Annotated in this window: 21 protein-coding genes and 1 pseudogene; 14 read left to right on the top strand and 8 right to left on the bottom strand. The window is 64.2% G+C overall.

Annotated features, from left to right (window positions below):
- Nucleotides 1-90: 90 nt before the first annotated feature.
- A complete protein-coding gene (locus tag P6U31_RS21710) occupies nucleotides 91-543 on the top strand; it encodes a winged helix-turn-helix transcriptional regulator (protein ID WP_407183729.1) in 453 nt (150 codons plus the stop codon).
- A gap of 18 nt (nucleotides 544-561) precedes the next feature.
- Here P6U31_RS21710 and P6U31_RS21705 read toward each other — a convergent pair whose 3' ends face one another.
- Nucleotides 562-933, bottom strand: a complete 372-nt coding sequence (locus P6U31_RS21705; RefSeq protein ID WP_407183728.1) for a nuclear transport factor 2 family protein — start codon at nucleotides 931-933, stop codon at nucleotides 562-564.
- Between the two features lie 147 nt (nucleotides 934-1,080).
- Here P6U31_RS21705 and guaA point away from each other — a divergent pair, with 147 nt between their 5' ends.
- On the top strand, nucleotides 1,081-2,679 hold the full coding sequence (gene guaA, locus P6U31_RS21700; protein ID WP_407183726.1) for a glutamine-hydrolyzing GMP synthase: 1,599 nt from the start codon (nucleotides 1,081-1,083) through the stop codon (nucleotides 2,677-2,679).
- A gap of 187 nt (nucleotides 2,680-2,866) precedes the next feature.
- On the opposite strand, the gene P6U31_RS21695 is transcribed toward guaA, so the two are convergent.
- Both P6U31_RS21695 and P6U31_RS21690 read right to left on the bottom strand, forming a co-directional pair.
- Entirely contained in the window at nucleotides 2,867-3,907 is a 1,041-nt protein-coding gene (locus tag P6U31_RS21695; protein ID WP_407183724.1) for a Bug family tripartite tricarboxylate transporter substrate binding protein, read from the bottom strand.
- Between the two features lie 203 nt (nucleotides 3,908-4,110).
- A complete protein-coding gene (locus P6U31_RS21690; protein WP_407189909.1) occupies nucleotides 4,111-5,085 on the bottom strand; it encodes a LysR family transcriptional regulator in 975 nt (324 codons plus the stop codon).
- Nucleotides 5,086-5,255: 170 nt separating this feature from the next.
- Between P6U31_RS21690 and P6U31_RS21685 the strand changes: the two genes are divergently transcribed.
- The 10 genes from P6U31_RS21685 (at nucleotide 5,256) to P6U31_RS21640 (ending at nucleotide 18,294) form a co-directional block, all read left to right on the top strand.
- Nucleotides 5,256-5,876, top strand: coding sequence for a UbiX family flavin prenyltransferase (locus tag P6U31_RS21685; protein ID WP_407183723.1), 621 nt, complete (start codon nucleotides 5,256-5,258; stop codon nucleotides 5,874-5,876).
- 25 nt (nucleotides 5,877-5,901) lie between these two features.
- Nucleotides 5,902-7,314, top strand: coding sequence for a UbiD family decarboxylase (locus tag P6U31_RS21680; protein WP_407183722.1), 1,413 nt, complete (start codon nucleotides 5,902-5,904; stop codon nucleotides 7,312-7,314).
- A 127-nt stretch (nucleotides 7,315-7,441) separates the two neighbouring features.
- The gene (locus P6U31_RS21675) at nucleotides 7,442-8,281 is read left to right on the top strand and encodes a helix-turn-helix transcriptional regulator (protein WP_407183721.1); all 840 of its coding nucleotides are present in this window, start codon (nucleotides 7,442-7,444) and stop codon (nucleotides 8,279-8,281) included.
- Nucleotides 8,282-8,424: 143 nt separating this feature from the next.
- Complete coding sequence (locus tag P6U31_RS21670; RefSeq protein ID WP_407183720.1) at nucleotides 8,425-11,427, top strand: xanthine dehydrogenase family protein molybdopterin-binding subunit; 3,003 nt, start codon at nucleotides 8,425-8,427, stop codon at nucleotides 11,425-11,427.
- Nucleotides 11,424-12,239 (top strand): FAD binding domain-containing protein, encoded by an 816-nt coding sequence (locus tag P6U31_RS21665; RefSeq protein ID WP_407183719.1) that lies wholly within the window; start codon nucleotides 11,424-11,426, stop codon nucleotides 12,237-12,239. Before P6U31_RS21670 ends, P6U31_RS21665 begins: the two co-directional genes overlap by 4 nt.
- Complete coding sequence (locus tag P6U31_RS21660) at nucleotides 12,236-12,754, top strand: (2Fe-2S)-binding protein (protein WP_407183718.1); 519 nt, start codon at nucleotides 12,236-12,238, stop codon at nucleotides 12,752-12,754. The genes P6U31_RS21665 and P6U31_RS21660 overlap by 4 nt, the downstream gene beginning before the upstream one ends.
- A complete protein-coding gene (locus tag P6U31_RS21655; RefSeq protein ID WP_407183716.1) occupies nucleotides 12,747-14,291 on the top strand; it encodes an AMP-binding protein in 1,545 nt (514 codons plus the stop codon). The genes P6U31_RS21660 and P6U31_RS21655 overlap by 8 nt, the downstream gene beginning before the upstream one ends.
- Nucleotides 14,292-14,321: 30 nt before the next feature.
- Nucleotides 14,322-15,128 carry an enoyl-CoA hydratase/isomerase family protein gene (locus tag P6U31_RS21650; protein WP_407183715.1) on the top strand — a complete coding sequence of 269 codons (807 nt, stop codon included), beginning with the start codon at nucleotides 14,322-14,324 and terminating at the stop codon, nucleotides 15,126-15,128.
- 76 nt (nucleotides 15,129-15,204) lie between these two features.
- Entirely contained in the window at nucleotides 15,205-16,536 is a 1,332-nt protein-coding gene (locus P6U31_RS21645; RefSeq protein WP_407183713.1) for an MFS transporter, read from the top strand.
- Nucleotides 16,537-16,596: 60 nt separating this feature from the next.
- Nucleotides 16,597-18,294, top strand: a complete 1,698-nt coding sequence (locus P6U31_RS21640) for a GMC family oxidoreductase (RefSeq protein ID WP_407183712.1) — start codon at nucleotides 16,597-16,599, stop codon at nucleotides 18,292-18,294.
- A 353-nt stretch (nucleotides 18,295-18,647) separates the two neighbouring features.
- On the opposite strand, the gene P6U31_RS21635 is transcribed toward P6U31_RS21640, so the two are convergent.
- Nucleotides 18,648-19,211, bottom strand: a complete 564-nt coding sequence (locus tag P6U31_RS21635) for a TetR/AcrR family transcriptional regulator (protein ID WP_407183711.1) — start codon at nucleotides 19,209-19,211, stop codon at nucleotides 18,648-18,650.
- Between the two features lie 114 nt (nucleotides 19,212-19,325).
- On the opposite strand from P6U31_RS21635, the gene P6U31_RS21630 reads away from it, so the two are divergent.
- Entirely contained in the window at nucleotides 19,326-19,979 is a 654-nt protein-coding gene (locus P6U31_RS21630) for a glutathione S-transferase (protein ID WP_407183710.1), read from the top strand.
- Between the two features lie 184 nt (nucleotides 19,980-20,163).
- Here the strand turns inward: P6U31_RS21630 and P6U31_RS21625 are convergent, their stop codons facing one another.
- The 4 genes and pseudogenes from P6U31_RS21625 to P6U31_RS21610 all read right to left on the bottom strand — a co-directional run bounded on the left by P6U31_RS21625 (nucleotide 20,164) and on the right by P6U31_RS21610 (nucleotide 24,988).
- Nucleotides 20,164-21,054, bottom strand: coding sequence for an alpha/beta fold hydrolase (locus P6U31_RS21625; RefSeq protein ID WP_407183709.1), 891 nt, complete (start codon nucleotides 21,052-21,054; stop codon nucleotides 20,164-20,166).
- Between the two features lie 20 nt (nucleotides 21,055-21,074).
- Nucleotides 21,075-22,795: pseudogene (locus tag P6U31_RS21620) on the bottom strand (acetolactate synthase catalytic subunit).
- A 4-nt stretch (nucleotides 22,796-22,799) separates the two neighbouring features.
- Nucleotides 22,800-23,219 carry an SRPBCC family protein gene (locus P6U31_RS21615; RefSeq protein ID WP_407183708.1) on the bottom strand — a complete coding sequence of 140 codons (420 nt, stop codon included), beginning with the start codon at nucleotides 23,217-23,219 and terminating at the stop codon, nucleotides 22,800-22,802.
- An 893-nt stretch (nucleotides 23,220-24,112) separates the two neighbouring features.
- On the bottom strand, nucleotides 24,113-24,988 hold the full coding sequence (locus P6U31_RS21610; protein WP_407183707.1) for a hypothetical protein: 876 nt from the start codon (nucleotides 24,986-24,988) through the stop codon (nucleotides 24,113-24,115).
- 214 nt (nucleotides 24,989-25,202) lie between these two features.
- On the opposite strand from P6U31_RS21610, the gene P6U31_RS21605 reads away from it, so the two are divergent.
- Nucleotides 25,203-25,832 carry a hypothetical protein gene (locus P6U31_RS21605; protein WP_407183706.1) on the top strand — a complete coding sequence of 210 codons (630 nt, stop codon included), beginning with the start codon at nucleotides 25,203-25,205 and terminating at the stop codon, nucleotides 25,830-25,832.
- Nucleotides 25,833-25,863: the final 31 nt, after the last annotated feature.

Raw genomic sequence — 25,863 nt, 5'->3', positions numbered from 1 at the left:
CATCTCCGGCACGATTATCTGGTCTCATTATAAGACCAGTTGCAGTCAGCGCCGTCTAGTCTTATTTTAGAACTGGATTGGAGTGCGAGCATGAAGCGGACGGGTTTTTCCGGCGCCGACTGCCCGGTGGCGCGTGCGCTCGATGCAATCGGCGACTGGTGGTCGCTGCTGATCGTGCGCGATGCCTTCGATGGGCTGCGCCGGTTTGGCGATTTCCAGAAGAACCTCGGCATTGCGAAGGGCATGCTCAGCGCGCGCCTGCGCAAGCTGGTAGAGCTCGATGTGCTCGAACTGGTTCCGGCTTCCGACGGCAGCGCGTATCAGGAATACGCACTCACGAGGCGTGGACGCGACTTGTTTCCCGTCATTGTCGGTCTGCGCCAATGGGGCGAGGCACATCTCTACGCGCGCGGCGAGGCACATTCCGAGCTGGTGGACCAGGCCGGCCAATTGGTCGGGCAGCTGGTGCTGCCGTCGCGAACCGGCCGGCCGCTGACGTGGTCCGATACCAAGGTGCGGAAGGTGAGCGCGCGGAAGCGCTGATGTCTCTGCGCAGACGGATCACTGCGCCAGATGGTTCGCCGAGCCCTGCACGATCAGCCCGGCATCGTTCACCCGCAGATATTCGCAGATCTTCTTGCCGCGCTCGTTGGCGTAGAACACCACGACGCTGTCGGGGCTGACGAACAGATCGATCAGCGTGAAATGCAGGTTAGGCAACAACCCGAGCGCCTTACCCCAATAGGCGCGCAAGGCATCCTTGCCGCGCACCGTGCCGCTGGCGTCGAAGCCCAGCATAGGGATGCGGTCCGAGGTCATCAATGCCGCCTCGTCATAGAGCGCGAGCACGCGTTCGAGATCGCGCGCATTCCAGGCCTCGACCCAGGTCCGGCCGAGCGCGGCCAGCGTTGATGGCTGATGGTGCTGTGGCATGGCGTTCTCCCTGATAAGCCCCTGTCTGAGAGGGGGCATAATAGGTCAATAATACTGACCTATATTCATTTGTCCATGCCCAAAGAAGCATGTGGGCGCGCCGCGAGCGCGGTTGCGGCGCGAGCGCGGCCAGCGTATCTGCTGGCCATGACAGCAGCACAGAACGACCGCTCCGCGTCGACGCCCTCGGTGGCCTCGGCGCACGACAAGATTCTCATCGTCGACTTCGGCAGCCAGGTGACGCAGCTGATCGCGCGTCGCGTGCGCGAGGACGGCGTCTATTGCGAGATCGTCCCGTTCAACAAGGCCGAAGAGGCCTTCAAGGAGATGAAGCCGAAGGCGGTGATCCTCTCCGGCGGCCCCGAGTCGGTGCACGAAGCGGGCTCGCCCCGCGCCCCGCAATTGATCTTCGCCTCCGGCGTGCCGGTGATGGGCATCTGCTACGGCCAGATGACCATGGCGGCTCAGTTAGGGGGCGAGGTCGAGGGCGGTCATCACCGCGAGTTCGGCCGCGCCGATGTCGAGGTCAAGGCCGACAGTAAGCTGTTCGAGGACGTCTGGTCGTCAGGTAGCAAGAACCAGGTCTGGATGAGCCATGGCGACCGCATCACCAAGATGCCGCCCGGCTTCTCCGTCGCCGGCACCTCGCCGAACGCGCCGTTCGCGATCATCCAGGACGAGAAGCGCAAATATTACGGCCTGATGTTCCACCCCGAAGTGGTGCACACGCCCGACGGCGCGAAACTCATCCGCAACTTCGTGCGCAAGATTGCCGGCCTCACCGGCGACTGGACCATGCGCGCCTTCCGCGAAGAGGAGATCGCAAAGATCCGCCAGCAGGTCGGCAAGGGCAGGGTGATCTGCGGCCTCTCCGGCGGCGTCGATTCAGCCGTCGCGGCCGTGCTGATCCACGAAGCCATCGGCGACCAGCTCACCTGCGTCTTCGTCGATCACGGCCTGATGCGTCTCAACGAGGCCGAGCAGGTCGTCGACCTGTTCCGCCACCACTACAACATCCCGCTCGTGCACGTGGATGCCTCCAAGCAATTCCTCGGCGAACTCGAAGGCGTCACCGACCCCGAAGCGAAGCGCAAGACCATCGGCCGCCTCTTCATCGAGGTGTTCGAGGCCGAAGCCAAGAAGATCGGCGGCGCGGACTTCCTCGCGCAGGGCACTCTCTATCCTGACGTGATCGAGAGCGTCTCCTTCACCGGCGGTCCCTCGGTCACGATCAAGTCGCACCACAATGTCGGCGGCCTTCCCGAGCGCATGAACATGAAGCTCGTCGAACCCTTGCGCGAGCTGTTCAAGGACGAGGTGCGCAAGCTCGGCCGCGAGCTCGGCCTGCCCGAAATCTTCGTCGGCCGCCACCCGTTCCCGGGGCCGGGCCTTGCCATCCGCTGCCCCGGCGAGATCACCAGGGATAAGCTCGACATCCTGCGCAAGGCGGATGCCGTCTACATCGACCAGATCCGGAAAGCAGGCCTCTACGACGAGATCTGGCAGGCTTTTGCCGTGCTGCTCCCGGTGAAGACCGTCGGCGTCATGGGCGACGGCCGTACCTACGATTACGTGGTCGGCCTGCGCGCCGTCACCTCTACCGATGGCATGACCGCCGACTTCTACCAGTTCGACATGAAGTTTTTGGGCGAGACCGCCACGCGCATCATCAACGAGGTGAAGGGCGTGAATAGGGTGGTGTACGACGTGACGAGCAAGCCGCCGGGGACGATTGAGTGGGAATAGTATGGGCGGCGGTTGTCGCGCAATTTGGCGTGGTTTGGTGGGGAGGTTCTCACTTCCTCTCAGATTCGAGCGTTGCCCCCACTTAACCCCGATCGGTGCGTGAATTCCGCGTGCTTCCGCGGGCAGAGTATTGTTGCGCATTGTAGCGTGCAGAACAGCCAAAGTCATGAGAGGCGAAGCCTCGGAGTCACATAGGCTCGATGCCAATCTTCTTGATGATCCTCGCCCATTTCGTGGCTTCCGAGGCCATAAAGTCCTTCAGGCCTTGCGGGTCCATCACCAGCGGCTCGGCGCCCTGCTCGACGAAGAGGGCGCGCACTTTCGGATCGTTCACGGCTTCGACCATCGCCTTATATAGCTTTTCGACGACGGCTTTCTCGGTATTGGCCGGCGCAAGCAGCGCGAGCCAGGCCGCGCTCTCGTAATTATTAAGGCCGGCTTCCGCCGCGGTCGGCACATCCGCCAGTGCCGTCATGCGTTTGTCGTTGGCGACCGCGAGCGGACGCGCGTCTCCGCTTTTGATCAGACCGAGGACGTTCGGCAGGAGCTGGAAGCCGAGCGGGACCTGTCCAGCGATAAAGTCCGGCGTGTAGGCGGCGATATTGCGGTAGGGCACGTGCGTCAGTTCGGCGCCGGTGAGCTGCTCGAAGTAGGCGGCTGCAAGGTGCTGCGAGGAGCCGACACCGACCGTCCCGTAGTTCAGCTCGCGCGGATGCGCCTTGGCGTAGTCGATCAGCTCGGCCAACGATTTCGGCGGCAGTTTTGAGTTGATCACGATGACATTCGGCAGCGTCGCGAACAGGCCGATTGGGGCGAGATCCTTCAGCGGATCGTAGGGGAGGTCCTTGTAGAGCGACTTGTTCGCGGCCAGCGGACCGGAGGTGCTCATCAGCAAGGTGTAACCGTCAGGCGATGCATGAGCCGCCGCGGCAGTGCCGATATTGCCGCCGGCGCCGGGGCGGTTGTCCACCACGAAGGCCTGCCCGAGCGATGTGGACATACGGTTGAGCAGTATGCGCGTGACGACGTCGCTGGCGCTACCGCCGGCAAAGGGCACGAGCACCTGGACTGGACGAGCGGGATAGTCTTGCGCGTTCGCAGCCCGCATCCTCGCGGCCGCGAGCAGGGCGCCGACGCCGAGTGCGAGCAGCGACCGGCGATCAGGATGACGGCCATCAACGTGCCGCGCTGTGGTGTCCGTGTTCTTGGTGCGACCGAACCGTCCCATCTCGGACCAAAGCTCCCAACTGTTTCTTGATGCGAGCCCTGGGATCGTCCGGGACAAGAGTCGGGATGAAGCAAGGCCGCGTTTCTGCGCCTGGACCGTAACCAGCAGCCCGCCGCGATCGTCATGCCCGCGCGTCTCAATACTTACCAACCCGTCTCATTCTGCGATGGGCGCGACATCTTGCCCGCGCAGAACTTATGCATTCAGGAGTTCGCTTTCGGCCGCGGCGATCTCCTGCGCGATTTGCGAGGCGATGAAGTTGCGCCGCCAGAGGAGGGCTCCACGAACTCTCTCGCCACGGCAGCGGCCTGCTCGAGATCATGGCTGACGACGTCGAGCACCGCCTTGGCCGCAACCGACACGGCGCGCCGTGGATGATGCACCCAGGCGATCGAGCGGACGATCCGCTGCTCGTCGAAGCGATGCGCCCGGATGCAGCCGCTTGCGAGCGATTGCCGGAGAGCGATGGTCGGCAGCACGGTCGCGAAATCGGTAGTCGCGATGACGTCGCAGAGCGCGGGCAGGGTGTCGAGCTCGAGCCTAGGACGCAGGTCGATGCCGATTGCGGCGGCGTGCTCGTCGAGGATCAGCCGCAGGCCGTGCCGCTTGGAGGGCAGCACCAGGTCGATCTTGGCGATCTGGTCGAAACGCAGTTTGGCAGGCGGTCGGATCGGCCCGTCCTTCCGGCAGGCGAACACCATCTCCTCGTCCATGACGTGATGCGCCGACAGCGGCGTCTTGCGGCGCGGCACGTTGATCAACGCGAAATCGAGCTGGCCGGTGTTGACCCAGTCGACCAGCGTCTCGGTATAGCCCTCGCAGACCGAGAGCGTGATCTCGGGATAGCGGCTGGCGACGGTCGCCGACGACCTCGCCATCGTGCTTTGCGCCACCGAGGTGATGAGGCCGACCGAGACGCGGCCCGAAATGCGCCCGCCGAGCTGTGCCATCTCCTGCCGCGCATATTCGGCGTCGCGCACGATCGGCGCCGTCAGCCGCACCAGCGCCTCGCCGGCGCTGGTCAGCGTCATGCCCTGGACGCTGCGGTCGAACAGTTTCTGGCCGAGCTCGGCCTCGAGCTTGGCGATCTGCATGCTCAGCGCCGGCTGCACGATGTTGAGCTGGCGTGCGGCCCTTGTGACGTTCTTCTCCTCGGCGAGGCACAAGAAATATTGCATCTGCCTGAGTTCCACGGGCCTGTTCCTTCGGTCGCTGATTTTCCTCGCCGGAGATCATCGCAAGTGATCGTCTATATAATCAATCATTATTTGTGATGATGGATGCGACCGCCTAGTCTTGTCGCGGACCGCGAACCTCAGGGGCGCGTGCAGGGAGCGAAACCAGGCATATGCAGGACGTCACGCCCAAGCGGATGATCATCGGTATTTCCGGCGCCTCCGGCGTCACCTATGGCGTGCGCTTGCTGCAGTTGCTGCGCAATGCCGGCGTCGAGACGCATTTGGTGATGTCGAAGACCGCCGAGCTGACCTTTGCCTACGAGACCGATTTGAAGGTCGCAGAGGTGAGGGCGCTCGCCAATGTCTGCCATGCCAGCGACGACATGGCTTCCGCTATCTCCAGTGGCTCGTTCCGCACTGCCGGGATGATCGTGGCGCCGTGCTCGATGCGCTCGATGTCCGAGATTGCCTCGGGCGTGACCACGACATTGCTGACCCGTGCCGCCGACGTCGTACTGAAGGAGCGCCGCCGCCTGGTGCTGATGGTGCGCGAGACCCCGCTGCACACCGGGCACCTCAGGACCATGACGGCGCTGTCGGAGATGGGCGCGATCATCGCGCCGCCCGTGCCGGCCTTCTACGCCAAGCCGGAAAATCTCGAAGACATGGTCGAGCACACCGTCGGCCGGGTGCTCGACCTGTTCGATATCGACATCGGCGTAGTGCGCCGCTGGGGCGAGGACGATGCGCTCAAGCGCCGCTCGCCGACGCTGCGCAAGATCGCGCCTTGACTTGAGACCTTGAGGAAAGACCCGTATGCGAATGGACAATGCTGCGAGGAACGCGCCCGCCGATCTGCGCGCCTGGCTCGCTTATCTTGCCGAGCGCGGCAAGCTCGCGGTCGCGCGCGAGGGCGTTGCGCTGGCGGACGAGCTCGCCGCCATTGCCAAGCGGCTGGAGCGCGACAGCGCCGTGCTGTTTCCGCGCCCCGACGGGCACGAAATCCCCGTGGTCGCCAATCTCTTTGCCGGGCGCGACTGGGTGGCCGAGTCCATCGGTGTGACCGAGGACCAGTTGCTGCCGCGTTTCCTGGCGGCCGCCAGCCATCCGTTGCCGACGCACGAGATCTCGAGCGGACCGGTGCACGAGATCGTGCATAGGGATGTCGACCTGGTCCGCCAGCTTCCGGTTCCCAAGCACAATGAGCGCGACAGCGGCCCTTATATCACTGCCGGGCTGCTGATCGCGCGAAATCCCAAGACGGGCGTGCAGAACGTCTCGATCCATCGTTGCCAGATCTCCGGCAAGAACCGCATCGGCGTGCTGCTGCTGCCGCGGCACACTTTCTCCTATTATCGCCTCGCCGAGCAGCTGGGCCAGGCGCTGGAGGTCGCGATCGTGATTGGCGCGCATCCGGCCTTGATGCTGGCCTCGCAGGCAATCGCGGCACTGGACGAGGACGAGATGGCGATTGCCGGTGCGCTGTTAGGCGCGCCCGTCAATGTCGTGAAGTGCCGGACCAACTCGGTTCGCGTTCCCGCGCATGCGGAGATCGTGATCGAGGGGCGCATTCTGCAAGACGTGCGCGAGCCGGAGGGGCCGTTCGGCGAATTCCCCCAATATTACGGGCCGCGCGCCAATCGCGAGGTGATCGAGGTCGACGCGATCACGCATCGCAAGAAGCCGATCTTCCACACCATCGTCGGCGGCGGCTTCGAGCACCTGATCCTCGGCGGCGTTCCGCGCGAGGCGACGCTGCTCCAGCATCTGCGCCGCAGCTTCCCCAACGTGCTCGACCTTCGCCTGACGCGCGGCGGCACCTGCCGCTATCATCTCGCGATCAAGATCGACAAGGCCAATGACGGCGAGCCCAAGAACATCATGATGTGTGCCTTCGGCGCGCATTACGACATCAAGCAGGTAGTCGTCGTGGACAAGGACGTCGACATCTCCTCGTCGGACGAGATCGAATGGGCTGTGGCGACGCGCTTCCAGGCTGATCGCGATCTCATGGTCGTCTCAGGTGCGCTCGGCTCGAAGCTTGATCCGACCACCGACAACGGCATCAGCGCCAAGATGGGCCTGGATGCGACCGCACCGGTCACCGCGCCCGAGCTCGCCTTCAAGCGCATCCGCGTCAAGGGCGAGGAGGATGTCGATCTCGCCACCGCGCTGCAGGTCGACGCCAGCGCCGCGGTCGCGCGGTTGCTTGCGGAGGCGCGGGCATGAGCCGATTGTCGCCTCCGAGCAGCTTGCGTCGGTTTGCGCGGTTGGAATATGAAGCGGGTGCTGCTTATAGTGCCGCGCCAATGAACCAATCGTGTTGCAGCGCAATGCTGCCGGGAGGAACGAACTGATGTCGACGGCCCTGCGCATCGCTCACGGCGCTTTCGGCAGGGTCGCGCTGCTCGACATGGACCGTTCGCTGGTCCGTCATGCCCATCATCACTGCCACGTCCTGCTCAAGGTCGAGGGCGCCGACACGCAGTTCCTGGTCGGCGACCAGGTCACGCCGCTCACCGACACCGCCGCCGTGCTGGTCGACGGCTGGAAGCCGCATGCCTATGTGCATGACGTCAATCGGCCGCGCACGCTGATCATGGCCCTCTATATCGAGCCGGAATGGCTGAAGGCGTTTCGACCCGGTTGGGCTGCGAGCGGCGCGCCGGGCTTTTTCGAGCGTCCCTCGGGCGAGGTGTCCCCGCGCATCCGCCAGCTCACGCTGCATCTGGCCGCTGAAATGATGGCGAATCCGGATGCGGTGCGCACCCATGAGCAGACGCTGTCTGACCTGATGATCGCGGTGATCGAGCGCTTCACGCCGTGGCGCAGCTTTCCGACCTCGATCCGCGGCATCAGCGCCGTCGGCTGCGACTGGCGCATCCGCCGCGCCATGGACGCGATGCGCGTCCACGATTCCTATTCCAATGTCGACCAGTTCGTGAAGGGCGCAGGTCTCTCGCGCGCGCAGTTCTTCCGCCTGTTCGAGACCTCGCTCGGCGTCTCGCCGAAGCTCTATCTCAACGTTGTCCGCATGGAGCGCGCGCTCGAGGCTGTCATGCGCGAGGACACGCCGCTCGGCGAGCTCAGCGAGCGCTTCGGCTTTCCGGAGCCGGCGCATTTCACGCGCTTCTTCCGCGATCATGCCGGCGTCAGCCCGCGCGAGTTTCGCAATGTTTCGCGTCTTGCGGGTTGAGTCCCGTAAGCGGATTTTGCGCTGCACAGTCTCGAATGAGACGATTTGGTAAGTGGTGAGAGCGGGCGGTATGGCCCGCGCGCCCTCTGTCCTGACATCTGTCACCGTCGCGTCAAAGAGCGCGTCGGGAGGTATGCCGGGACATGTTGCAGGCGGTCGAATCCGCAAATCCGGGGAGCGGTGATGAACCGTGGGTCGGGCGTTCGATCGAGCGCGTGGAGGATGCCGCGCTGCTCACCGGCCGCGGACGCTTCATCGACGATCTCGGCGTTGCGCCCGGCACGCTGCATGCGACCATCCTGCGCTCGCCGCATGCTCATGCCGATATTCTCTCCATCGATACTGACGCCGCAAAGCGTCTGCCGGGCGTTGCTGCGGTTCTGACCGGCAGCGACGTCAGGGCCGTCACCACCAGCCTCGTCGTCGGCGTGAAGGCGCCGGTCGAATGCTGGCCCATCGCGATCGACCGTGTGCGCTATGTCGGTGAGCCCGTTGCCGTGATCGTGGCGACCGACCGCGCCCGCGCCGAGGACGCGGCCGAGCTCGTCAACGTCGAATATCGCCCGCGCGGCGCAGTGGTCGATCCGCTCGGCGCGATCGCCCCGGGGGCGCCGGTGCTGCACGACGGCTTTCCCGGCAATCTCGCCAGCGATCGCTCCTTCCGTTATGGCGAGCCGGAAAAGGCCTTCGCGGATGCGTCGCACCGGTTCTCCATCGACATCCGCTATCCCCGCAATTCCTGCACGCCGATCGAGACCTATGGCGTCGTCGCCTCGCATGACACGGGCGAAGACGCCTATGAGGTGCTCGCCAATTTCCAGGGCCCTTTCAGCATCCACACCGTGATCGCGCGGGCGCTGAAAGTGCCCGGCAACCGGTTGCGGCTGCGCACGCCGCCGGATTCCGGCGGCAGCTTCGGCGTCAAGCAGGGCGTGTTTCCCTATATCGTGCTGATCGCCGCGGCGGCGCGCATCACGGGCCGACCGGTCAAATGGATCGAGGACCGGCTTGAGCATCTCACCGCCTCGGTGTCGGCGACCAACCGCGCGACGACGCTGGCGGCGGCAGTCGCAAGCGACGGAAAGATCCTCGCGCTGGACTGGGACCAGGTCGAGGATTGCGGCGCGCACTTGCGTGCGCCCGAGCCGGCGACGCTCTATCGTATGCATGGCAATCTGACCGGCGCCTACGACATCCGCCATGTCAGAATCCGCAACCGCGTCGTCGTCACCAACAAGACGCCGACAGGCCTCAACCGCGGCTTTGGCGGCCCGCAGGTCTATTTCGCACTGGAGCGCCTGGTGCAGCGGATCGCGATCGGCCTCGGCCTCGATCCGCTGGATGTCATCAAGCGCAATCTCATCGATGCCGACGCCTTTCCCTATCGCACGGCGACCGGCGCGCTGCTCGACTCCGGCAACTATCAGGAAGCCGTCGCGCGCGCGGTGGAGCAGGGCAGGCTTGCCGAGCTGAAGGCAAAGCGTGACGCGGCGCGGGCGCAGGGGCGGCTCTACGGCATCGGCTTTACCGCGGTCGTCGAGCCCAGCGTCTCTAACATGGGTTACATCACGACCGTTCTGACAGCGGCCGAGCGCCGCAAGGCGGGTCCGAAGAATGGCGCGCAGGCAACAGCGACGGTCGGCCTCGATCCCGTTGGCAGCGTCACCGTCCATGTCGCATCCGTGCCGCAGGGGCAGGGCCATCGCACCGTGCTGTCGCAGGTCGTTGCCGACGTCTTTGGTCTCCAGCCGAAAGACATCCGCGTCAACACGGAGATCGACACCGCCAAGGATGCCTGGTCGATCGCTTCAGGGAATTACGCCAGCCGCTTTGCGGCGGCGGTGGCAGGCACCGCGAAGATCGCGGCCGAGCGCGTCGCCGGCCGGCTCGCCCGCATCGCCGCCAGCCAGCTCAATGTCGATGCCGCGGACATCGTCTTCGCGAAAGGCTTTGTCGCCTCGAAGCACAATCCGGAGAACCGGATCGCGTTCTCGCGCGTCGCAGCCCTCAGCCACTGGTCACCGGGCTCGCTACCTGACGATGCCGGCCAGACCATCCGCGAGACGGTGTTCTGGACGCCGCCGGAGCTGACGCCGCCGGACGAGGACGACCGAATCAATTCTTCGCTCTGCCATGGCTTCATCTTCGACTTCTGCGGCGTGGAGGTCGACCGCGTCACGCTGGAGACGCGGATCGACCGCTACGTCACCATGCATGACTGCGGCACCATCCTGCATCCAGGCATGGTCAACGGCCAGATCCGCGGCGGCTTCGCCCAGGCGCTCGGCGCCGCGCTGCTCGAAGAATACGCCTACGCCGAAGACGGCAGCTTCCTGACGGGAACGCTTGCCGACTATCTGCTGCCGACCGCGACAGAGGTGCCGGAGCCCGAAATCTTCCACATGGAGACGCCATCTCCGTTCACGCCGCTCGGCGCGAAGGGCGTGGGCGAGGGCAATTGCATGTCGACGCCGGTGTGCCTCGCCAACGCGGTGGCGGATGCGCTCGGCATAGCCCATGTCACTTTGCCGCTGGTGCCTGCGCGGCTGGCCGAGCTGATGCGCGGCGCCGAACCGCCGCCGCCCGCAGGCGGCGCGAACGCGGCGCCAGGGCGCGAGGGCGACCGCCGGCTGCGCGGCGAGGGAGCGGCGTCGGTGAAGGGCGCGCCGGAGCAGGTCTGGGCCATGCTGCTTGATCCCGCCACGCTGCAATCCGTTATCCCCGGCTGCCAGCGCGTCGACAGGGTCACCGAGACGCATTTCCGCGCCGATGTCACGCTCGGCATCGGCCCCGTCACCGGCCGTTATCGCGCCGACGTCGAGCTGTTCGATCTCGATCCACCGCGTGCGGTCACCTTGCGCGGTGGCGCTACCGGCGCGCTGGGTTTCGGCAACGCCGAGGGCCGCATCACGCTGGCGCCCGACGGCAATGGCAGGACCAAGCTGACCTACAGCTACGAAGCCGCCATCGGCGGCAAGGTCGCCAGCATCGGCGGCCGCCTGCTCGATGGCGCGACGCGCGTGATCATCGGCCAGTTCTTCACTGCGCTCGCCCGCAAGGCGGGCGGCGGTGGGGCGGATGGTGGCGGCTTCTCGCTGTTCGCGCTGCTGGCGAAGGCCGCGAGTCTATTCGGGGGGCGTCGATGAAGCCGCCCGCATTCGACTATCTCCGCGCCGGGAGCATCAGTGAAGTACTCGATGCACTGGCTCAGCAGGGTGGCGATGCCCGCGTGCTCGCCGGCGGGCAGTCGCTGATGGCGATGCTGAACATGCGGCTCGCCAAGCCGAAGCTCTTGATCGACATCATGCGCATCAGGGAACTGCAGCAGATCGAGCGCAAGGACGATTGCGTCGCCATCGGTGCCGGCGTGCGCCAGGCCGATCTGCTGGCTTGGCCCGACCTGGCCGAAGCACTGCCGCTGGTATCGCTGGCGCTGCCCTGGGTCGGGCACGTGCAAACCCGCAGCCGCGGCACCATTTGCGGCTCGCTCGCGCATGCCGATCCCAGCGCCGAGCTGCCGCTGGCGCTGCTCGCGCTGGGCGGCGAGGTGCTTTTGCGCAACGCCAGGCGTCGTCGCCGCGTGGCGGCAGGAGACTTCTTCGCCGGCATGATGCTGACCGCGCGTGCCGATGACGAGCTGATCGAGGGCATCTCGCTGCCGGTGGTTAAGGGGGCTCGTGTCGCCTTCCGCGAGATCGCGCGCCGTCACGGCGATTTCGCCATCGTCGCCTGCGCCGCGATGAAGACGCAGGGGGGCGTGCGGCTCGCCGTCGGCGGCGTCGCGGACGTTCCGACCGCGCGCGACTGGCCGCCGCTGGAGGGAAGTGCGCTCGACGATGCTCTCAATTCGTTCGCCTACGAGCTTGGGGCCCGCGACGACGTCCATGCCACCGCCCGCTATCGCCGCGACCTCGTCCGCATGATTGGCCGCGATCTCATCGGCGAGGTGCTGCAATGACCCGCCTCAAGGCCGATCAGCGCTATGCCGTCCGCTTCTCGCTCAACGGCAAGCCTGTCGAGGGCGAGGCTGAACCGCGCATGCTGCTCTCCGATTTCCTGCGGCATCAGCTGGGTGCCACCGGCACCCATGTCGGCTGCGAGCATGGCGTCTGCGGCGCTTGCACTATTGTCGTCGACGGCATGCTGACGCGCTCTTGCCTGACGCTCGCAGCGCAGATCGACGGCTGCGAGCTGAAAACGGTCGAAGGGCTCGCGCCGTCGGCCGACCGGCTGGGTGTGCTGCAGCAGGCCTTCCGCCGCAACCACGCCCTCCAGTGCGGCTTCTGCACCGCCGGCATCCTGATGTCGCTCGACCACTATCTCGCGAAGAACTCGGCGCCGACCGAGGCGGAGATCCGCGATCTCCTCAGCGGGCATATCTGCCGTTGCACCGGCTACACCCCGATCGTCCAGGCGGCCTTAGAGGCCGCCGCCGAGCTTGCTTCATCCAACAAAGAGCCGTCCGATGCTTGATCTCGCCAGCAGCTTCATAGCCAGCGCCGCGCGCGATCCTCAGAAAATCGCGCTGGTTGACGGCGATCTCCGCCTGACCTACCGGCAATGGTACGACAAGATTTCTGGTCTTGCAGCGTCGTTCGACCGCCTCGGCCTCAAGCCCGGCGATCACGTCGTCACGCTGCTGCAGAACCGCTGGGAGGCCGCGACGCTGCACTGGGCCTGCCAGTTCGCAGGGCTGGTGATCACGCCAATCAACTGGCGCGCCAAGGCCGACGAGCTCGATTACTGCATCGAGAATGCCGAGGCCTGCGCGGTGTTCTACCAGGACATCTCCGCCGAGGCGGTGCAGGGCTCGGCGCTATCAGGCAAGCTGCTGCGCGTCTCCGTCGATCCCGCAACGGGCGATGCGACCTGCTTTGACACGCTGATCAAGGAGACCGCGCCGGACGCTGAGCCGCGCGTCGGCGCCGATGCCTGGTCGATCATGCTCTATACCTCGGGCACGACCTCGCGGCCGAAGGGCGTACCGCGGCGGCATCGCGCCGAGCGCGCCGCGGCGATCGCCCATGTCGCGCAAAATCTCTATGGCCGCGGTGAACGCACGCTCGGCGTGATGCCGCTCTATCACACGATGGGCGTTCGCTCGCTGCTGGCGATGTCGCTGATCGGTGGCACCTTCATCTGCCTGCCGCGCTATGACAGCCGTCAGGCGCTCGCGTTGATCGAGCAGGAAGAGATCACCAACCTCTATCTGGTGCCGACGCTCTATCACGACCTCGTTCACCATGAGGCCTTTGCCCGGACCGACGTCTCCAGTGTGCGCAAGCTCGGCTTCGCGGGCGCGTCGATGACCGATGGCCTGCTGAAGAAGCTGAACGAGGCCTTCAGGCTGGAATTGTTCGTTAACCACTACGGCAGCTCCGAGATCTACACCTTTACGATCGACCAGAACGCGTCGGCAAAGCCGGGATCGGCCGGAAAGGCCGGGCTGAACCAGCACGTCAAGGTCGTGCGCATCGGTGCAAAGTCGGTCACGGAGCTTGCCGCGGTCGGCGAGGAGGGCGAGATCATTGCGACGCTCGCCGGCGACGAGGCCTTCGAAGGCTATTGGCGGCGCCCTGAAGCCGACGCCAAATCGCTGCGCGAGGGTTGGTATTTCACCGGCGACACCGGCTACGTCGATCCGGACGGCGATCTCTTCGTCACCGGCCGTGTCGACGACATGATCATCACCGGCGGCGAGAACGTCTCGCCGGTCGAGATCGAGAGCTGCCTGTCGCTGCATCCTGCCGTGGACGAGGTCGCGGTGGTCGGCGTTGCCGACGAGAAGTGGGGCAAGGTCGTCGCTGCGTTTGTCAAGCGCAACCGCGCGGTGTCCGAGGCAGAGCTGGAGCAGTTCTGCCGGAGCTCTGGGCTTGCGAATTTCAAGCGGCCACGCCGCTACGTCTTCGTCGACGCGATCCCGAAATCACCGGTCGGCAAACTGCTGCGGCGATTGCTCGTCGCCGGAGAATACGAGGCCGAGCGCCTGCCGCCGTCGGACGCGGCCTGAAAAATCGCCCATAAACAGAAGGAAGTACAGATGCCGTCACCCTATACATTCGCCGATCCCCGTCTCGCCAAGCTCGACGGGTTCAAGGTCGAGATCGACGAGGCGCATGAGCGCGCCGACATCATCTTAGGGAGGCCGCCCTACAACGTCGTGGCGATGCCGCAGCGCGACCAGCTGCGGCTGACCTTCGAGACGCTGGACGAGGATCCGCGCGTGCGCGTGATCGTGCTGCGCGGCGAGGGCGAGCATTTCTCCAGCGGCGGCAATATCGGCGGCTTCATGGAGGCGAGCCCCGAGCATGTCTCCAAGCTCGCCTGGAACATCGCCGCGCCCGCGCGCTGCGCCAAGCCCGTGATCGTCGCCAATCGCGGCTATTGCTTCGGCGTTGGCTTCGAGCTGTCGCTCGCCTGCGACTTCCGCATCGCGTCGGAGACGACGCAGTACGCGCTGCCGGAGCAGAAGCTCGGCCAGATCCCGGGCTCGGGCGGTTCGGCGCGCCTGCAGAAGATGGTCGGCATCACCCGCACCAAGGACATCGTGATGCGGTCCAAGCGCATCTCGGCCAAGCAGGCCTACGAATGGGGCATCGCCACCGAATGCGTGCCGGATGCCGAGCTGGAGAAGGCGACCGACAGGCTGGTCGACGAGCTCCGCACCTTCTCGCCGCTGGCGCAGCGTACCGCCAAGAAGCTCCTCAACGACACCGAGGATTCGACGCTCGCCATCGCCATTGAGCTGGAAGGCCATTGCTACAGCCGCCTGCGCCAGTCGGAAGACTTCAAGGAGGGTGTCGAGGCCTTCAACGCCAAGCGTCCGCCGAAATTCGTCGGCCGCTGAGACGCGACGCAACGCACTGCCGCGGTTCGCAAGGACACGGGCCGCGGCGCTACTCAAACGGGGGAGGTAAAACAACATGGCTGAGATGGATATGCCGGTCGCAGGTGCAGAAGCGTCGGCCGATAGCAAGCAGATGGTCAACGCGATCATCGCCTCGGTGCTCGGATGGGCGCTGGATCTGTTCGATTTGTTCATTCTGCTCTACGTGGCGCCGGTCGTCGGCGCACTGTTCTTTCCGTCGAGCAATGCGGCGCTGTCGCTGGCCGCGGTCTACGGCTCGTTCGCCGTCACGCTCTTGATGCGGCCGCTGGGTTCCGCAGTGTTCGGCCATTTTGCCGACGTGCACGGCCGCAAGCAGGCCATGCTGGTCGCCATTGTCGGTGTCGGCCTCAGCACGGCGGCGTTCGGTCTGCTGCCGACCATCGCCCAAGTCGGCGTCATTGCGCCGATCATATTCCTGATCCTCCGCCTGGTGCAGGGCATCTTTGTCGGCGGCGTCGTGGCGTCCACGCACACGATCGGCACCGAATCGGTTCCGCCGCAATGGCGTGGTGCAATGTCCGGCCTGGTCGGCGGTGGCGGTGCCGGCATCGGCGCGCTGCTTGCATCCTTCATCTTCCTGATCACGTCCTCGGTCTTCCCCGGCGATGCTTTTGCCGTGTGGGGCTGGCGCTTCATGTTCTTCTCGGGCCTGCTGAGCTCGCTGCTCGGCTGGTTCATCTTCCGCAACCTCGAGGAGTCGCCTTACTTCAAGGAGCTCAAGCGCCAGCAGGGCAACAAGCAGGCAAAGGTCTCGAAGGCGCCCGTCAAGGACGTGTTCTCCGGCCAATATCGCGGCGTGCTCCTGGTCAACCTGCTCATCACCTTTGGCGGTGGCGCGGGCTATTATTTGACCTCCGGCTATCTGCCGAGTTTCCTGAAGGTCATCAACGCGGTCCCGAACCAGACCTCGTCGCTGATCCTGATGGGTGCGAGCGTGTCGGCATTCTTCTCGGCCGTGCTGGTCGGCGCGCTCAGCGATCGCATCGGCCGCAAGAAGACCTTCCTTCTGATCGGCGTGCTGGCGGCGGTGCTGTTGCCGCTGTGCTATCTCAACCTTGCGGCTACCAAGGACACGACGCAGATCACGCTTCTTGCACTCGCTATCGCCTTCATCGGCAATGCGGGCTACGCACCGGTGCTGATCTTCCTTAACGAGCGTTTTCCGACCGCGCTGCGCGCGAGCGGCACTGGTCTGTCCTGGAACATCGGCTTCGCACTCGGCGGCATGATGCCGACCTTCGTCTCGCTGGCGAGCGGCAGCCCGGCGGAAATCCCGATGTCGCTGGCCTCCTTCGCGGTCGGCGTGTTCGTGATCTACCTGATCGGTGCGATCGTGATTCCCGAGACCAAGGGCGACTTCCGCTAGGCTCAACCGGCGCGGCCCTTGCGGCCGCGCCGGTCCACCGAATTGCACAACGAGACGGGAATGGATGAGCTGCATTTCGACGACGTGATCGTCGGCGGCGGGTCGGCGGGCTGTGTGCTCGCCAACCGGTTGTCCGTAGATAGAACGCGTCGCGTGCTTCTTGTCGAAGCCGGGATGGATACGCCGCCTGAGGCAACGCCGCCGGAGATCCTCGACAGCTATCCGATGACGCTGTTCTTCGGCGACAAATACATCTGGCCGGGTCTGTCGGCGGCGGCCGGCCGCAACGCCGAGGGCAGACCGGTCGTCCGCGCCTACGAGCAGGGGCGGGTGATGGGCGGCGGCTCCAGCATCAATGTGCAATCGGCCAATCGCGGCCTGCCGCGGGACTATGACGAATGGCGCGATCTCGGCGCGCGGGGCTGGGGTTGGGCGGACGTGCTGCCGTATTTCCTGAAGCTCGAGACCGATCTCGATTTCGACGGACCGCTGCACGGCAAGCATGGCCCAATCCCAATCCGCCGCATCGCGCGCGAAGCGATGCCGCCGTTCGGCCATGCCGTCGGCGAGGCGTGGTCCGCAACGGGCCTGCCGTTCCGAAAGGACCAGAACGGCGAGTTCGAGGACGGCATTTTTCCGCCGGCGTTTTCGAACCGCAATGACCGGCGTGTCTCCACGGCCACCGGTTACCTCGATGCGGCAACGCGGGCGCGGCCGAACCTGACCATCTGGGCCGACAGCGGCGTCGAGCAACTTCAGCTTGACGGTCGCCGTGCAACGGATGTGATGGTCGCACGCGGCGGCGAAAGGCTCACCGTCGGTGCCGGCCGCGTCATCCTCACGGCAGGCGCGCTGCAATCGCCGGCGATCCTGATGCGGGCGGGCATCGGCCCCGGTGCGGCGCTACAAACTCTGGGCATTCCCGTGGCGATCGATCTGCCCGGGGTCGGCCGCAATTTGCGCGACCATCCCGCGTTGACGTTCTGCCAATATCTGCCGAGGCAGATGCGGCTGCCGCTTGCCCAGCGGCGCCCAAACTTTGCGGCGATGCGCTTCTCTTCAGGGCATCCAGGCTGCGATGCTTCCGACATGTACATCACGGCCTCGGCGCGCGGCGGCTGGCACGCGCTGGGCAAGCGGCTCGGCCTTTATTTCCTCTGGTGCAATCGGCCGTATTCGAGCGGCTCGCTCACCCTGGCGGTGCCTGATCCCAGAACCTATCCGGTGGCCGATCTCAACCTGCTGTCCGACCCGCGCGATCTCGAGCGCATGATCGCGTCCGTTCGGTTGCTCGCGAAGCTTGTCGTCCATCCCGCGCTCAATCCGGAGGGGGGTGATTTCTTCCCGGCGTCCTATTCTCCGCGGATGAAGCGTTTAAGCCGGTACAGCACGGCCAACCGCATCGTTGCTTCGATCCTCGGTCCAATGCTCGACGTGCCCGCGGTCCTCCGGCAACTCCTGATCCGGCTGGTGCTTCTCAACGGCACCGCCTTCCGGGCGACCTTGGCGGACGATCGTGCCCTCGAAGACTTCGTGCGGCAGAGCGTGTTCGGCGTCTGGCACCCCGTGGGGACATGCCGCATGGGCGATCCCGCCGACCGCTTGGCGGTGGTCGATCCGAAAGGATTGGTGATCGGTAGTGAAAATATCTTCGTGGCAGACGCCTCGATCATGCCCCGGTTGCCGACCGCCAACACCAACATCCCCGTGATCATGGCGGCCGAGAAGATCAGCGATGCGCTTTTGTCCCGAAGTTAAAGTTTCTGATGCTCCGACCGCAGGCGCGCGCAAAGATCGACGCGGTCGCTCGACGCGTCACCGAACGTCCGGATCAGTCAGACTGGATACCGACAAATGGCAAACCAGACTATCAACGGGTGTGGGCCAATGACCGCTGACGGTATCGTCGGACAGTCGGCCAAAGCCCAAGAGGAGTCTGTATCGGCTTAATGTACGTCATGTTCGTCGACCGAAATTTGTGTCGGGTATACCGTCGGCATTAGACCGTCAGCTCTGAGGATTTGTGCTTTAATCAACGAGAAAACGTCTTCCTGAATCATAGAGTGGGGGTAGGGCGTCGCCGCCTCACTGCGGTCTGATGTTGGGACCATCTATGCTGGCAGAAGACCCACGGCGCGATAGTTGTCGATCGTCGAGTCGTAGAGCGAAATATCGGAGCGGCTTCTGGCGATGAGCTGCGCGCCGGCGATGGCGGCGAAAATGGCGCGGGCCCGCTGTTCGCTCTTTCTCGAACTGACCAGGCCCGCAGCCACCAACAGCTTGCTCAGCCACGCCACGTTGACGTCGGCAAATGTCTGGACCTCCTTCTTGACTGCGCCCGGGAGGTCCTCGACTTCCGCGGACATGAAGCTGCAGAGGCACATGCGATTGTCGCTCTCGAGCGCTTTGCGGAATACATCGGGATATCGACGCAGGCAGCGGACAGGATCGGCGGTTTCTGCGAGCATCGCCTCGAGTTGGGCGGAGGTGTCTTCCCAGTAGCGGCGTGCGACTGCCACGCCGAGATCGGCCTTGCTTGGGAAATGGTGGTAGATGCTGGCGGCCTTGATCCCGACTTCGTCCGCGAGATCGCGGAAGTTCAGGCCGCCATAGCCGTGCGCCTGCGCGGTCCGCTTTGCTGCCGCCAAGATGGCCTCCCGAGCGCTTGAACTCATTTCGTCGCCTCACCGCTTCGTTATCTACCAAGTGACAGGTAGGGCTTGACCAGCCGAATTGAAAGTCTTCATATCGGGCCTACCAAGTGACAGGTAGACAAAATAGGAGTCGTGATGAAGATTTACGATTGGCCAACTGGTCCATATCCGGCCCGCGTTCGCATCGCCTTGGCCGAAAAGAACTTGGCGTCGCGCGTGCAGTTCGTATTGGTCGATCTCTACAAGGGCGAGCACAAGAAGCCCGAATTCCTCGCCAAGAACTACTCCGGCACCCTGCCGGTACTCGAACTCGACGACGGGACCTTCATTGGCGAGTGCACGGCAATTACCGAGTACCTTGATGCGCTCGATGGCGCGCCGACGCTGACCGGCAGGACCCCGCGCGAAAAGGGGGTGATTCACATGATGAGCAAGCGCGCCGAACTGGAAGTGCTCGATGCCATCAGTGTCTATTTCCACCACGCCACGCCGGGTCTTGGGCCTCATGTCGAGATCTATCAGAACCCCGAATGGGGATTCCGCCAGCGCGACAAGGCACTAAGGGGGATGCACTATTTTGACGGCATTCTGAAAGAACAGTCGTTCGTCGCCGGCGAGGCGTTCACGATGGCCGATATCACCCTCATAGGCGGCTTGATCTTCGCGGGACTCGTGAGCGTGCCGGTGCCGGTGGAGTGCGAGGCTCTTTTGGCATGGTATGCGGGGATGCAGCAGCGTCCTAGCGTCAAGAACCGGATAGCAATGTCCGAGCCGACCAAGGCGTCTTGATTGAGATCGTCTTGCGCAACGGCGGATCGGCAAGCATAGCCCGGATGTAGCGCAGCGACATCTGGGTGCTTCCGACGGCGTCTGGAGCTTGTGCCGGTGCGAGCTGCGTCAGTCTTGATTATGCAAGCGGTGCGCGATGGCCGCCGATAGATTTGGCCAATCGAGACGCAATCTGGCCGCTGGGTTAGCTCGAGATTTCCAGGATCGCGTCAGCGAACGCTTGCGGTGCTTCGCGTGGCACGAAGTGACCGATGCCAGGAAGAAGGCGTCGCTCGTAACCGCCGCTGAAGTAGCGTTCCTTGTGCTCCGAGGTGAGTGGCAAGTTGTCCCGATCGTCGGCGCCCTGCAGCATGATCGTCGGCACGCCGATCACGGGCGACTCCGCCAGACGGCGCTCGACCTCGTCGTGCTCCGGAGCGCCTTTGGCATCGTGCCAGCGTTGCCGATACGCATGAATGCTGACGTCGGGCCAGTCGGCATTGTCGAGGGAAGCGGTGGTCGCTTCGAACTCGGCGTCTCGGTCTGGCCATGCCGGTGACCAGCTTTCCCAGAGGTACCGGCAGAGCCGCTTGCGATCCTCGCGGTAGGCTTTCACGCCGTGCGCCGTGTTGACATACCACTCGTACCAATAAGTGCGCGCCAGCTCGTAGGGCATCTGACTCGCCGGAATCGCGGTGGCATAGCCCGCCGCTGCCGCAACAATACCGACCAGCCGCTGCGGCGATAGCGCGGCCACGCCGTAGGCCGCGCGTGCGCCCCAATCGTAACCTCCGAGCACGACGCCGTTGAGGTCGAGGGCACCCAGGAATTGCGATAGATCGAGCACGAGCGCCGCAATCGAACCACTGCGCATTGTCGACGTACGCAAGAACCTCGTTGGACCGGAGCCGCGCAGATAGGGCATGTAGATCCGGAAATGTCGATCGCCGAGCTTTTCGATCACCTTGTCCCAGCAGCGGACATCGTCAGGCCAGCCATGGACAAGGACGAGCGGGCGGCCGTCCGCCGGTCCCGACAGTTCGTAGACAACTTCCAGCTCAGTCGTGCGGCAAGCGTGCAGGGCGTGTTGGGACATGCTGCGTCCTTCCGGTCTGGCTACGGCACGGGTTCTTGGACAACCCGTCCATTCTCCAGATGGTCGAGCGTTCCGTCATAAAGCGAGATCGGGGGATGGCTGCCGGGGTCGGTCAGCACGTCGATGAGCGCTACCGCGGCGGTGTTGGCTGCGCGATCGAAAGCGGCGTCGAGGTCCCCTGCATGTTTCAATGTCTCGCCATATCCGCCGCAGGCACGCGCAATCGCCGCATGGTCGACACGACAGAGATGTCCTGAACTCGTGTAGCGGCCGAATTTTGCTGTCTCGGCATCTTTTTGATAGCCGAGGACACCATTGTTGAGAACCACTACCGTCAGCTTGATGCCGCACCGCACCGCAGTTTCCAATTCGGCCCAAGCATGCGCGAACCCGCCATCGCCAACCACGACGATGACCTCTGCGCCAGGGCGCGCTAGCTTGGCGCCGAGTGCCAGCGGTAGCCCCCAGCCCAGACCGGCAAGTCCCCGCGGCGAGATTACGCGCGTCGTCGCATACCGAGTGCGAAGCTGTCCCGCGACCCAGCTTGACGAGTAGCTGGTATCAGCCGCGATGATTGTATCCCGCCCCAGGCGCTTCTGGATTGGCGTCAGGACACGCTCCGCGCGGAGCGGCTCGGCATCAGAGATCAATTGTGCGCGTTCCCGCTCGAACGTCGCCCACATCTCGGCGACGCGATGTTCGATCTCGCCCCGATCCCGGTTGTTGCCGCCTAATGCATCCGTCAGCGCATCGAGCGTTGCACGCGCATCGCCAAGAAGGCGCACCGCCTCATAATTGCGTCCGATTTCCTGCGGATCGATATCGATATGGATCAGTTGGGCGTTGTCAGGGATCAGTGACCACCGGTCGGTGCCGTCCTCGTTGGTCCGGTTGCCGACCAGCAGCACGAGATCGGCATCCTGCACGATCGGCTTGGTCTGGCGGCCGAGCGCGCCTGGGCCGGTGAGATTTCCGATCACGCCCATGGCGAGCGGGTGCGTCTCCGGGATGGCGCCTTTGCCCATGTTGGTCGTTGCGACCGGCGTGGCGGCCTTCTCGGCGAAGCGGAGCAACGCCTCGCACGCGCCCGATCCGTGCACGCCTCCGCCCGCAATAACGACCGGGAGCTTGGCTTGATCGAAAAGCCGCACTGCCGCGTCAATCGCCGCATCATCAGGACGTGGCCGATCGATTGGCCAGGCGCCGAGCTGTACTTTCCGATGTCCTGATTTTCCGGCAGGCGCCCTGTGCAGATCGGCCGGCAGCATCAACACCGCGGGACCGGGCCTGCCGCTGGCAGCAGCAATGAAAGCGCGGTCGAGATGATCGTCAATGTTGTCGGCGCTCTCCAAAAGATGAAACCACTTGGTCACAGGGGCGAACAGCGCCTTGTGGTCATATTCCTGAAAGGCATTCCTGCCGATGTGGGAGCGATCCACCTCCTGCATGATCGCAACGATCGGGTGCCCGCTTTCGTTGCCTCGGCGAATGGCGCCACCGCGAGCGCTGCCGCGGGGCCGTTCTGGCAGATCATGACAGGCACGCGGCCGGAAACGCGTGCAAAGCCATCGGCCATTGCTCCGCCCATATTCTCCTGGCGATAGGTGATGTTGCGGATGCCGCGGTCTTCGCATGCGAGCACCAGCGCGGTCGGCACGCTCTGGCTCAGGATGAACTCCACTCCGTGCCGAACCAAGCCATCGGCGACGACATCGACGATTGTGCAAGGCGCGTTGGACATGCTGTTAATTCCTTGCGGTGAGTGTGCCGATGTTGTCGAGTCCGGCCCTGAGAAAGCCTCTGACAATCCCGACGGTTTCTGCGCTGTCCGCCGTCGGTTCGAATTCCGCCGACCAGACGACGGTGCTGGTCTTATCTCCGTTATTCTTGATCCTGAATTCAGCAACGTAGTCACGAATCGGCATTTTGGTGGACTCAATGTGGTACCGATAGAAGTGCCGGCGGACATCCATCTCGAGGAGCCGCTCAGTCTGCTGGCTTCCGTCCTTCGCCTCGGCAGTGCGCCGACAGCCTTCGTGTTCGCCTTCGCTGTCGAGCCTCGCGAGCACCGGATGCCATTGACCCACGGAGCCGAACCCGCCGATCTGCTGCCACAGCGCGTCGGCTTGCTTGGGGACCCGCACCGTCTCGATGATCTTTGTCATCCTGCGCGTCTCCTTTCCCCCGGCCTCTGCCGCCTCACGGTCCGGTGCGGTTGCCAATATCGCCTCGATATTGGCGTCAGGATTGCCTCAAGACGAAACGGCGAGTGCCCCACTGCGTTTCATCGATGTCCGACAGGTCGCTATCGGACGATTCGTGCGGAACCGGTGCGGGTGAAACAAACCGTTCGCCAATGTGTTCCGATCGCGTGGCGAGTTTGTGGAAACTCGAGACTTCAGGACTGCGTGATGTCGGACAATGATTTCCGCGTGCGCAGCGATTCCGCGGCATTAGCCTCGTTGCTGGCGCGCATTCACAGCTTCGAATGGGCGCGCGCGATTGCCGCCAGTGGCGGCGTTATGGTATGTACTCGCACACGAACTGGGCACCAGAACCGTTGATCTCGTGGGACGAGATATCGGCGTGATGATCGCCTATGCTTACGCGGCGCAATGGCCGGATGAGGTTACCAAGCTTGCCATGCTAATCGTGCCGGTCCCGGGTACCCACGTTTGGGATGAAGCGTTGACGAAGCAAGATCCGCAAATCGGCACTTCGGACTCTTTCAGCAACGCGACATCGCCGATGCTGATCGGCGACCATGTAAGCGCCTTCACGGGCAGGCAAGTCTCTACTCCGTGCTGGAATTCAGCGGCGTCTTGTTCACCACCATTCTCATCGGTGTCAGTGGAGCGCTCGGCGTCTTCAGCGGCGCGCTCGCTTATGAGTGGGCCGTGGGGACGCGTGTTCTTGGACACTCGGCGCAAGGCGGTCGATCCGCGACCGTCAGCGGGTAATTGGGCGCGTAAGGTAGCACGGCGGCGCTAAGTCGGCTTATCCAGCGGGTGCGGAGCGTCCGTCGGACTGCTGACGGCCGTCCGCAAAGCGGTCTACTTCAGCGGGCGCCCTTGGGCTTCGAGCCGAGCAAATCGTGCGTCCCACTGATGCTCACCGTTCCCGAGCACTCGAATCCGCCGAAAATTCCGCAGGAGCCTGTGACCGTAACGCGCAAGTCCTTGCGCTGGTACATGTCGACCGAAATGCCCAAGCGAGAAAAGTCGTTCGCACTGTTCGGCAGGATGAGGTCGATATGTTCGGCCGCCCAACGTGGCAGATGTGGGTTGCTCTTCCAGAATAGTTCGTTGCCAGCGTGGTGCGCGAAGTTCGGCCCGACCGTCAGGGCGCCGTCTGCGCCCTCGAATACGAAGCCCGTTTCGTCGATGTGGACGTTGACCCGATCGGGCGCGACTGCGAAATGCAGCGAGGTAATGTCTTGCGGCTGCGGGTCCTTGCCGAATTGTGAGCTGTAGGCGTCGCTCCACTGCCCGCGATCGAGTCCAAGCCCGAAGCCGTGCCGGCCCGGCAGGTCCCGCGTTGAGAGTGGCCTGTCGGACAGCTTCGGACGCCAGATCTCGCGAAAACCCTTGCCGATCGTCGCAGCCATCGACAGATCGAGGGCCCAATGCGATGATTTCTCCGGGCTCTGCCCCTCGGCGAACGCGTCGAATCCGTCGGGTGTCTTGGCGATGCGGAGCTTCTTGATCAGGTCGCTCCAGTTCGTCGGCAGGAAGGTAACGCCATCGAGCGTGTTCGTTGCGGCCGCAACGCCGTACTGCTCGAGCTGATGCCTGATGTAGGGCTTTTCGTCATAAAGGCGGACATCCGGGTTGGGACCGGCGAAATATTGCGTCAGATCGATCTGCGGGCGAAACATGGTCAGCCGCGCTGCGATCTTGCGGAAAGTGTCGGTCGTCGTCGGGTCGCTGGTCATCGCAGGGCCGCCTCCGAGGCGAGACTAATCTCTGATTGGTCTGCCCCAAGCGGGTCGGGTTCAAACTTCAGTTCGCTCAATTGTGCTGCCGGCCGCGCCTAAGTCAGCTCCAGTGACCGAGTTCCTGCCACGCTGACGCATAGGCAGTTTGAACCTCCCAACCGGCAGCGCCGACCACGTTACATGGGGTGGTCTCGACAGCGAGGACAATCCAATGTCACTGCGGAGCAGGGTACTCGACGTGCTCAATGGTCCAGCGGTCGCACGCATTCGCTTCCGGTTTCCGATCCGCGGCAGCCACGTGACGATTGCGCCACAAACATTCCATCATGTCGCACGCGCCATCCGGTTGGGACAAGTCACCGTCCGGGTTCCGACCGATCTCGCGGCCGGTGTTGCTGCGCAATATAACGATGTCGCGCGAACCCGAACCGACGGTACGGCGGTTGCTGCGAATACTCTTGAGGTCGTCTCCGCGACGGGGCGGATGGACGAGGCCTATATCGTCCACGAGGCCCTGCATGCTGCTTACGATCTGTTGCGCACCGGCCTTGACGCCAATGCGGAAGAGGCATCCGCCTACGTCTGCACGGCCCTCTATTGTCGCATGACGGGCCTGCCCCGACCTCGCTGGGCCAACGGGCCGATCTACGCAAATGCCGCGGCGGTCGCCGGGACGCTGCTGTCGCAATACCAGAAGGGTGATCCCGGAATTCCCTGGGTCGGCGAAAGCGAATGGCGGATGCTGCGCGCCGGCGTTGGCCTTAATGGTGTCTACACCAGCGGTCCGGCCGGCATTGTCACTGGATGGCTTCTTGGCCAGCAATACACCCACGACGGCTGATCGGCCTGAGCTGTGTCCGTGAGAGGGCGGG

This window comes from Bradyrhizobium centrosematis, from assembly GCF_045571495.1.
GTDB classification, from domain to species: Bacteria; Pseudomonadota; Alphaproteobacteria; order Rhizobiales; family Xanthobacteraceae; genus Bradyrhizobium; species Bradyrhizobium centrosematis.
This window is presented reverse-complemented; position numbering and strand designations above follow the sequence as displayed.

Bases quoted from the DNA above. Each gene is read 5' to 3' on its own strand.
- P6U31_RS21710 (WP_407183729.1), top strand. From the start codon at position 91: ATGAAGCGGACGGGTTTTTCCGGCGCCGACTGCCCGGTGGCGCGTGCG.
- P6U31_RS21705 (WP_407183728.1), bottom strand. From the start codon at position 933: ATGCCACAGCACCATCAGCCATCAACGCTGGCCGCGCTCGGCCGGACC.
- guaA (WP_407183726.1), top strand. From the start codon at position 1,081: ATGACAGCAGCACAGAACGACCGCTCCGCGTCGACGCCCTCGGTGGCC.
- P6U31_RS21695 (WP_407183724.1), bottom strand. From the start codon at position 3,907: ATGGGACGGTTCGGTCGCACCAAGAACACGGACACCACAGCGCGGCAC.
- P6U31_RS21690 (WP_407189909.1), bottom strand. From the start codon at position 5,085: ATGCAATATTTCTTGTGCCTCGCCGAGGAGAAGAACGTCACAAGGGCC.
- P6U31_RS21685 (WP_407183723.1), top strand. From the start codon at position 5,256: ATGCAGGACGTCACGCCCAAGCGGATGATCATCGGTATTTCCGGCGCC.
- P6U31_RS21680 (WP_407183722.1), top strand. From the start codon at position 5,902: ATGCGAATGGACAATGCTGCGAGGAACGCGCCCGCCGATCTGCGCGCC.
- P6U31_RS21675 (WP_407183721.1), top strand. From the start codon at position 7,442: ATGTCGACGGCCCTGCGCATCGCTCACGGCGCTTTCGGCAGGGTCGCG.
- P6U31_RS21670 (WP_407183720.1), top strand. From the start codon at position 8,425: ATGTTGCAGGCGGTCGAATCCGCAAATCCGGGGAGCGGTGATGAACCG.
- P6U31_RS21665 (WP_407183719.1), top strand. From the start codon at position 11,424: ATGAAGCCGCCCGCATTCGACTATCTCCGCGCCGGGAGCATCAGTGAA.
- P6U31_RS21660 (WP_407183718.1), top strand. From the start codon at position 12,236: ATGACCCGCCTCAAGGCCGATCAGCGCTATGCCGTCCGCTTCTCGCTC.
- P6U31_RS21655 (WP_407183716.1), top strand. From the start codon at position 12,747: ATGCTTGATCTCGCCAGCAGCTTCATAGCCAGCGCCGCGCGCGATCCT.
- P6U31_RS21650 (WP_407183715.1), top strand. From the start codon at position 14,322: ATGCCGTCACCCTATACATTCGCCGATCCCCGTCTCGCCAAGCTCGAC.
- P6U31_RS21645 (WP_407183713.1), top strand. From the start codon at position 15,205: ATGGCTGAGATGGATATGCCGGTCGCAGGTGCAGAAGCGTCGGCCGAT.
- P6U31_RS21640 (WP_407183712.1), top strand. From the start codon at position 16,597: ATGGATGAGCTGCATTTCGACGACGTGATCGTCGGCGGCGGGTCGGCG.
- P6U31_RS21635 (WP_407183711.1), bottom strand. From the start codon at position 19,211: ATGAGTTCAAGCGCTCGGGAGGCCATCTTGGCGGCAGCAAAGCGGACC.
- P6U31_RS21630 (WP_407183710.1), top strand. From the start codon at position 19,326: ATGAAGATTTACGATTGGCCAACTGGTCCATATCCGGCCCGCGTTCGC.
- P6U31_RS21625 (WP_407183709.1), bottom strand. From the start codon at position 21,054: ATGTCCCAACACGCCCTGCACGCTTGCCGCACGACTGAGCTGGAAGTT.
- P6U31_RS21615 (WP_407183708.1), bottom strand. From the start codon at position 23,219: ATGACAAAGATCATCGAGACGGTGCGGGTCCCCAAGCAAGCCGACGCG.
- P6U31_RS21610 (WP_407183707.1), bottom strand. From the start codon at position 24,988: ATGACCAGCGACCCGACGACGACCGACACTTTCCGCAAGATCGCAGCG.
- P6U31_RS21605 (WP_407183706.1), top strand. From the start codon at position 25,203: ATGTCACTGCGGAGCAGGGTACTCGACGTGCTCAATGGTCCAGCGGTC.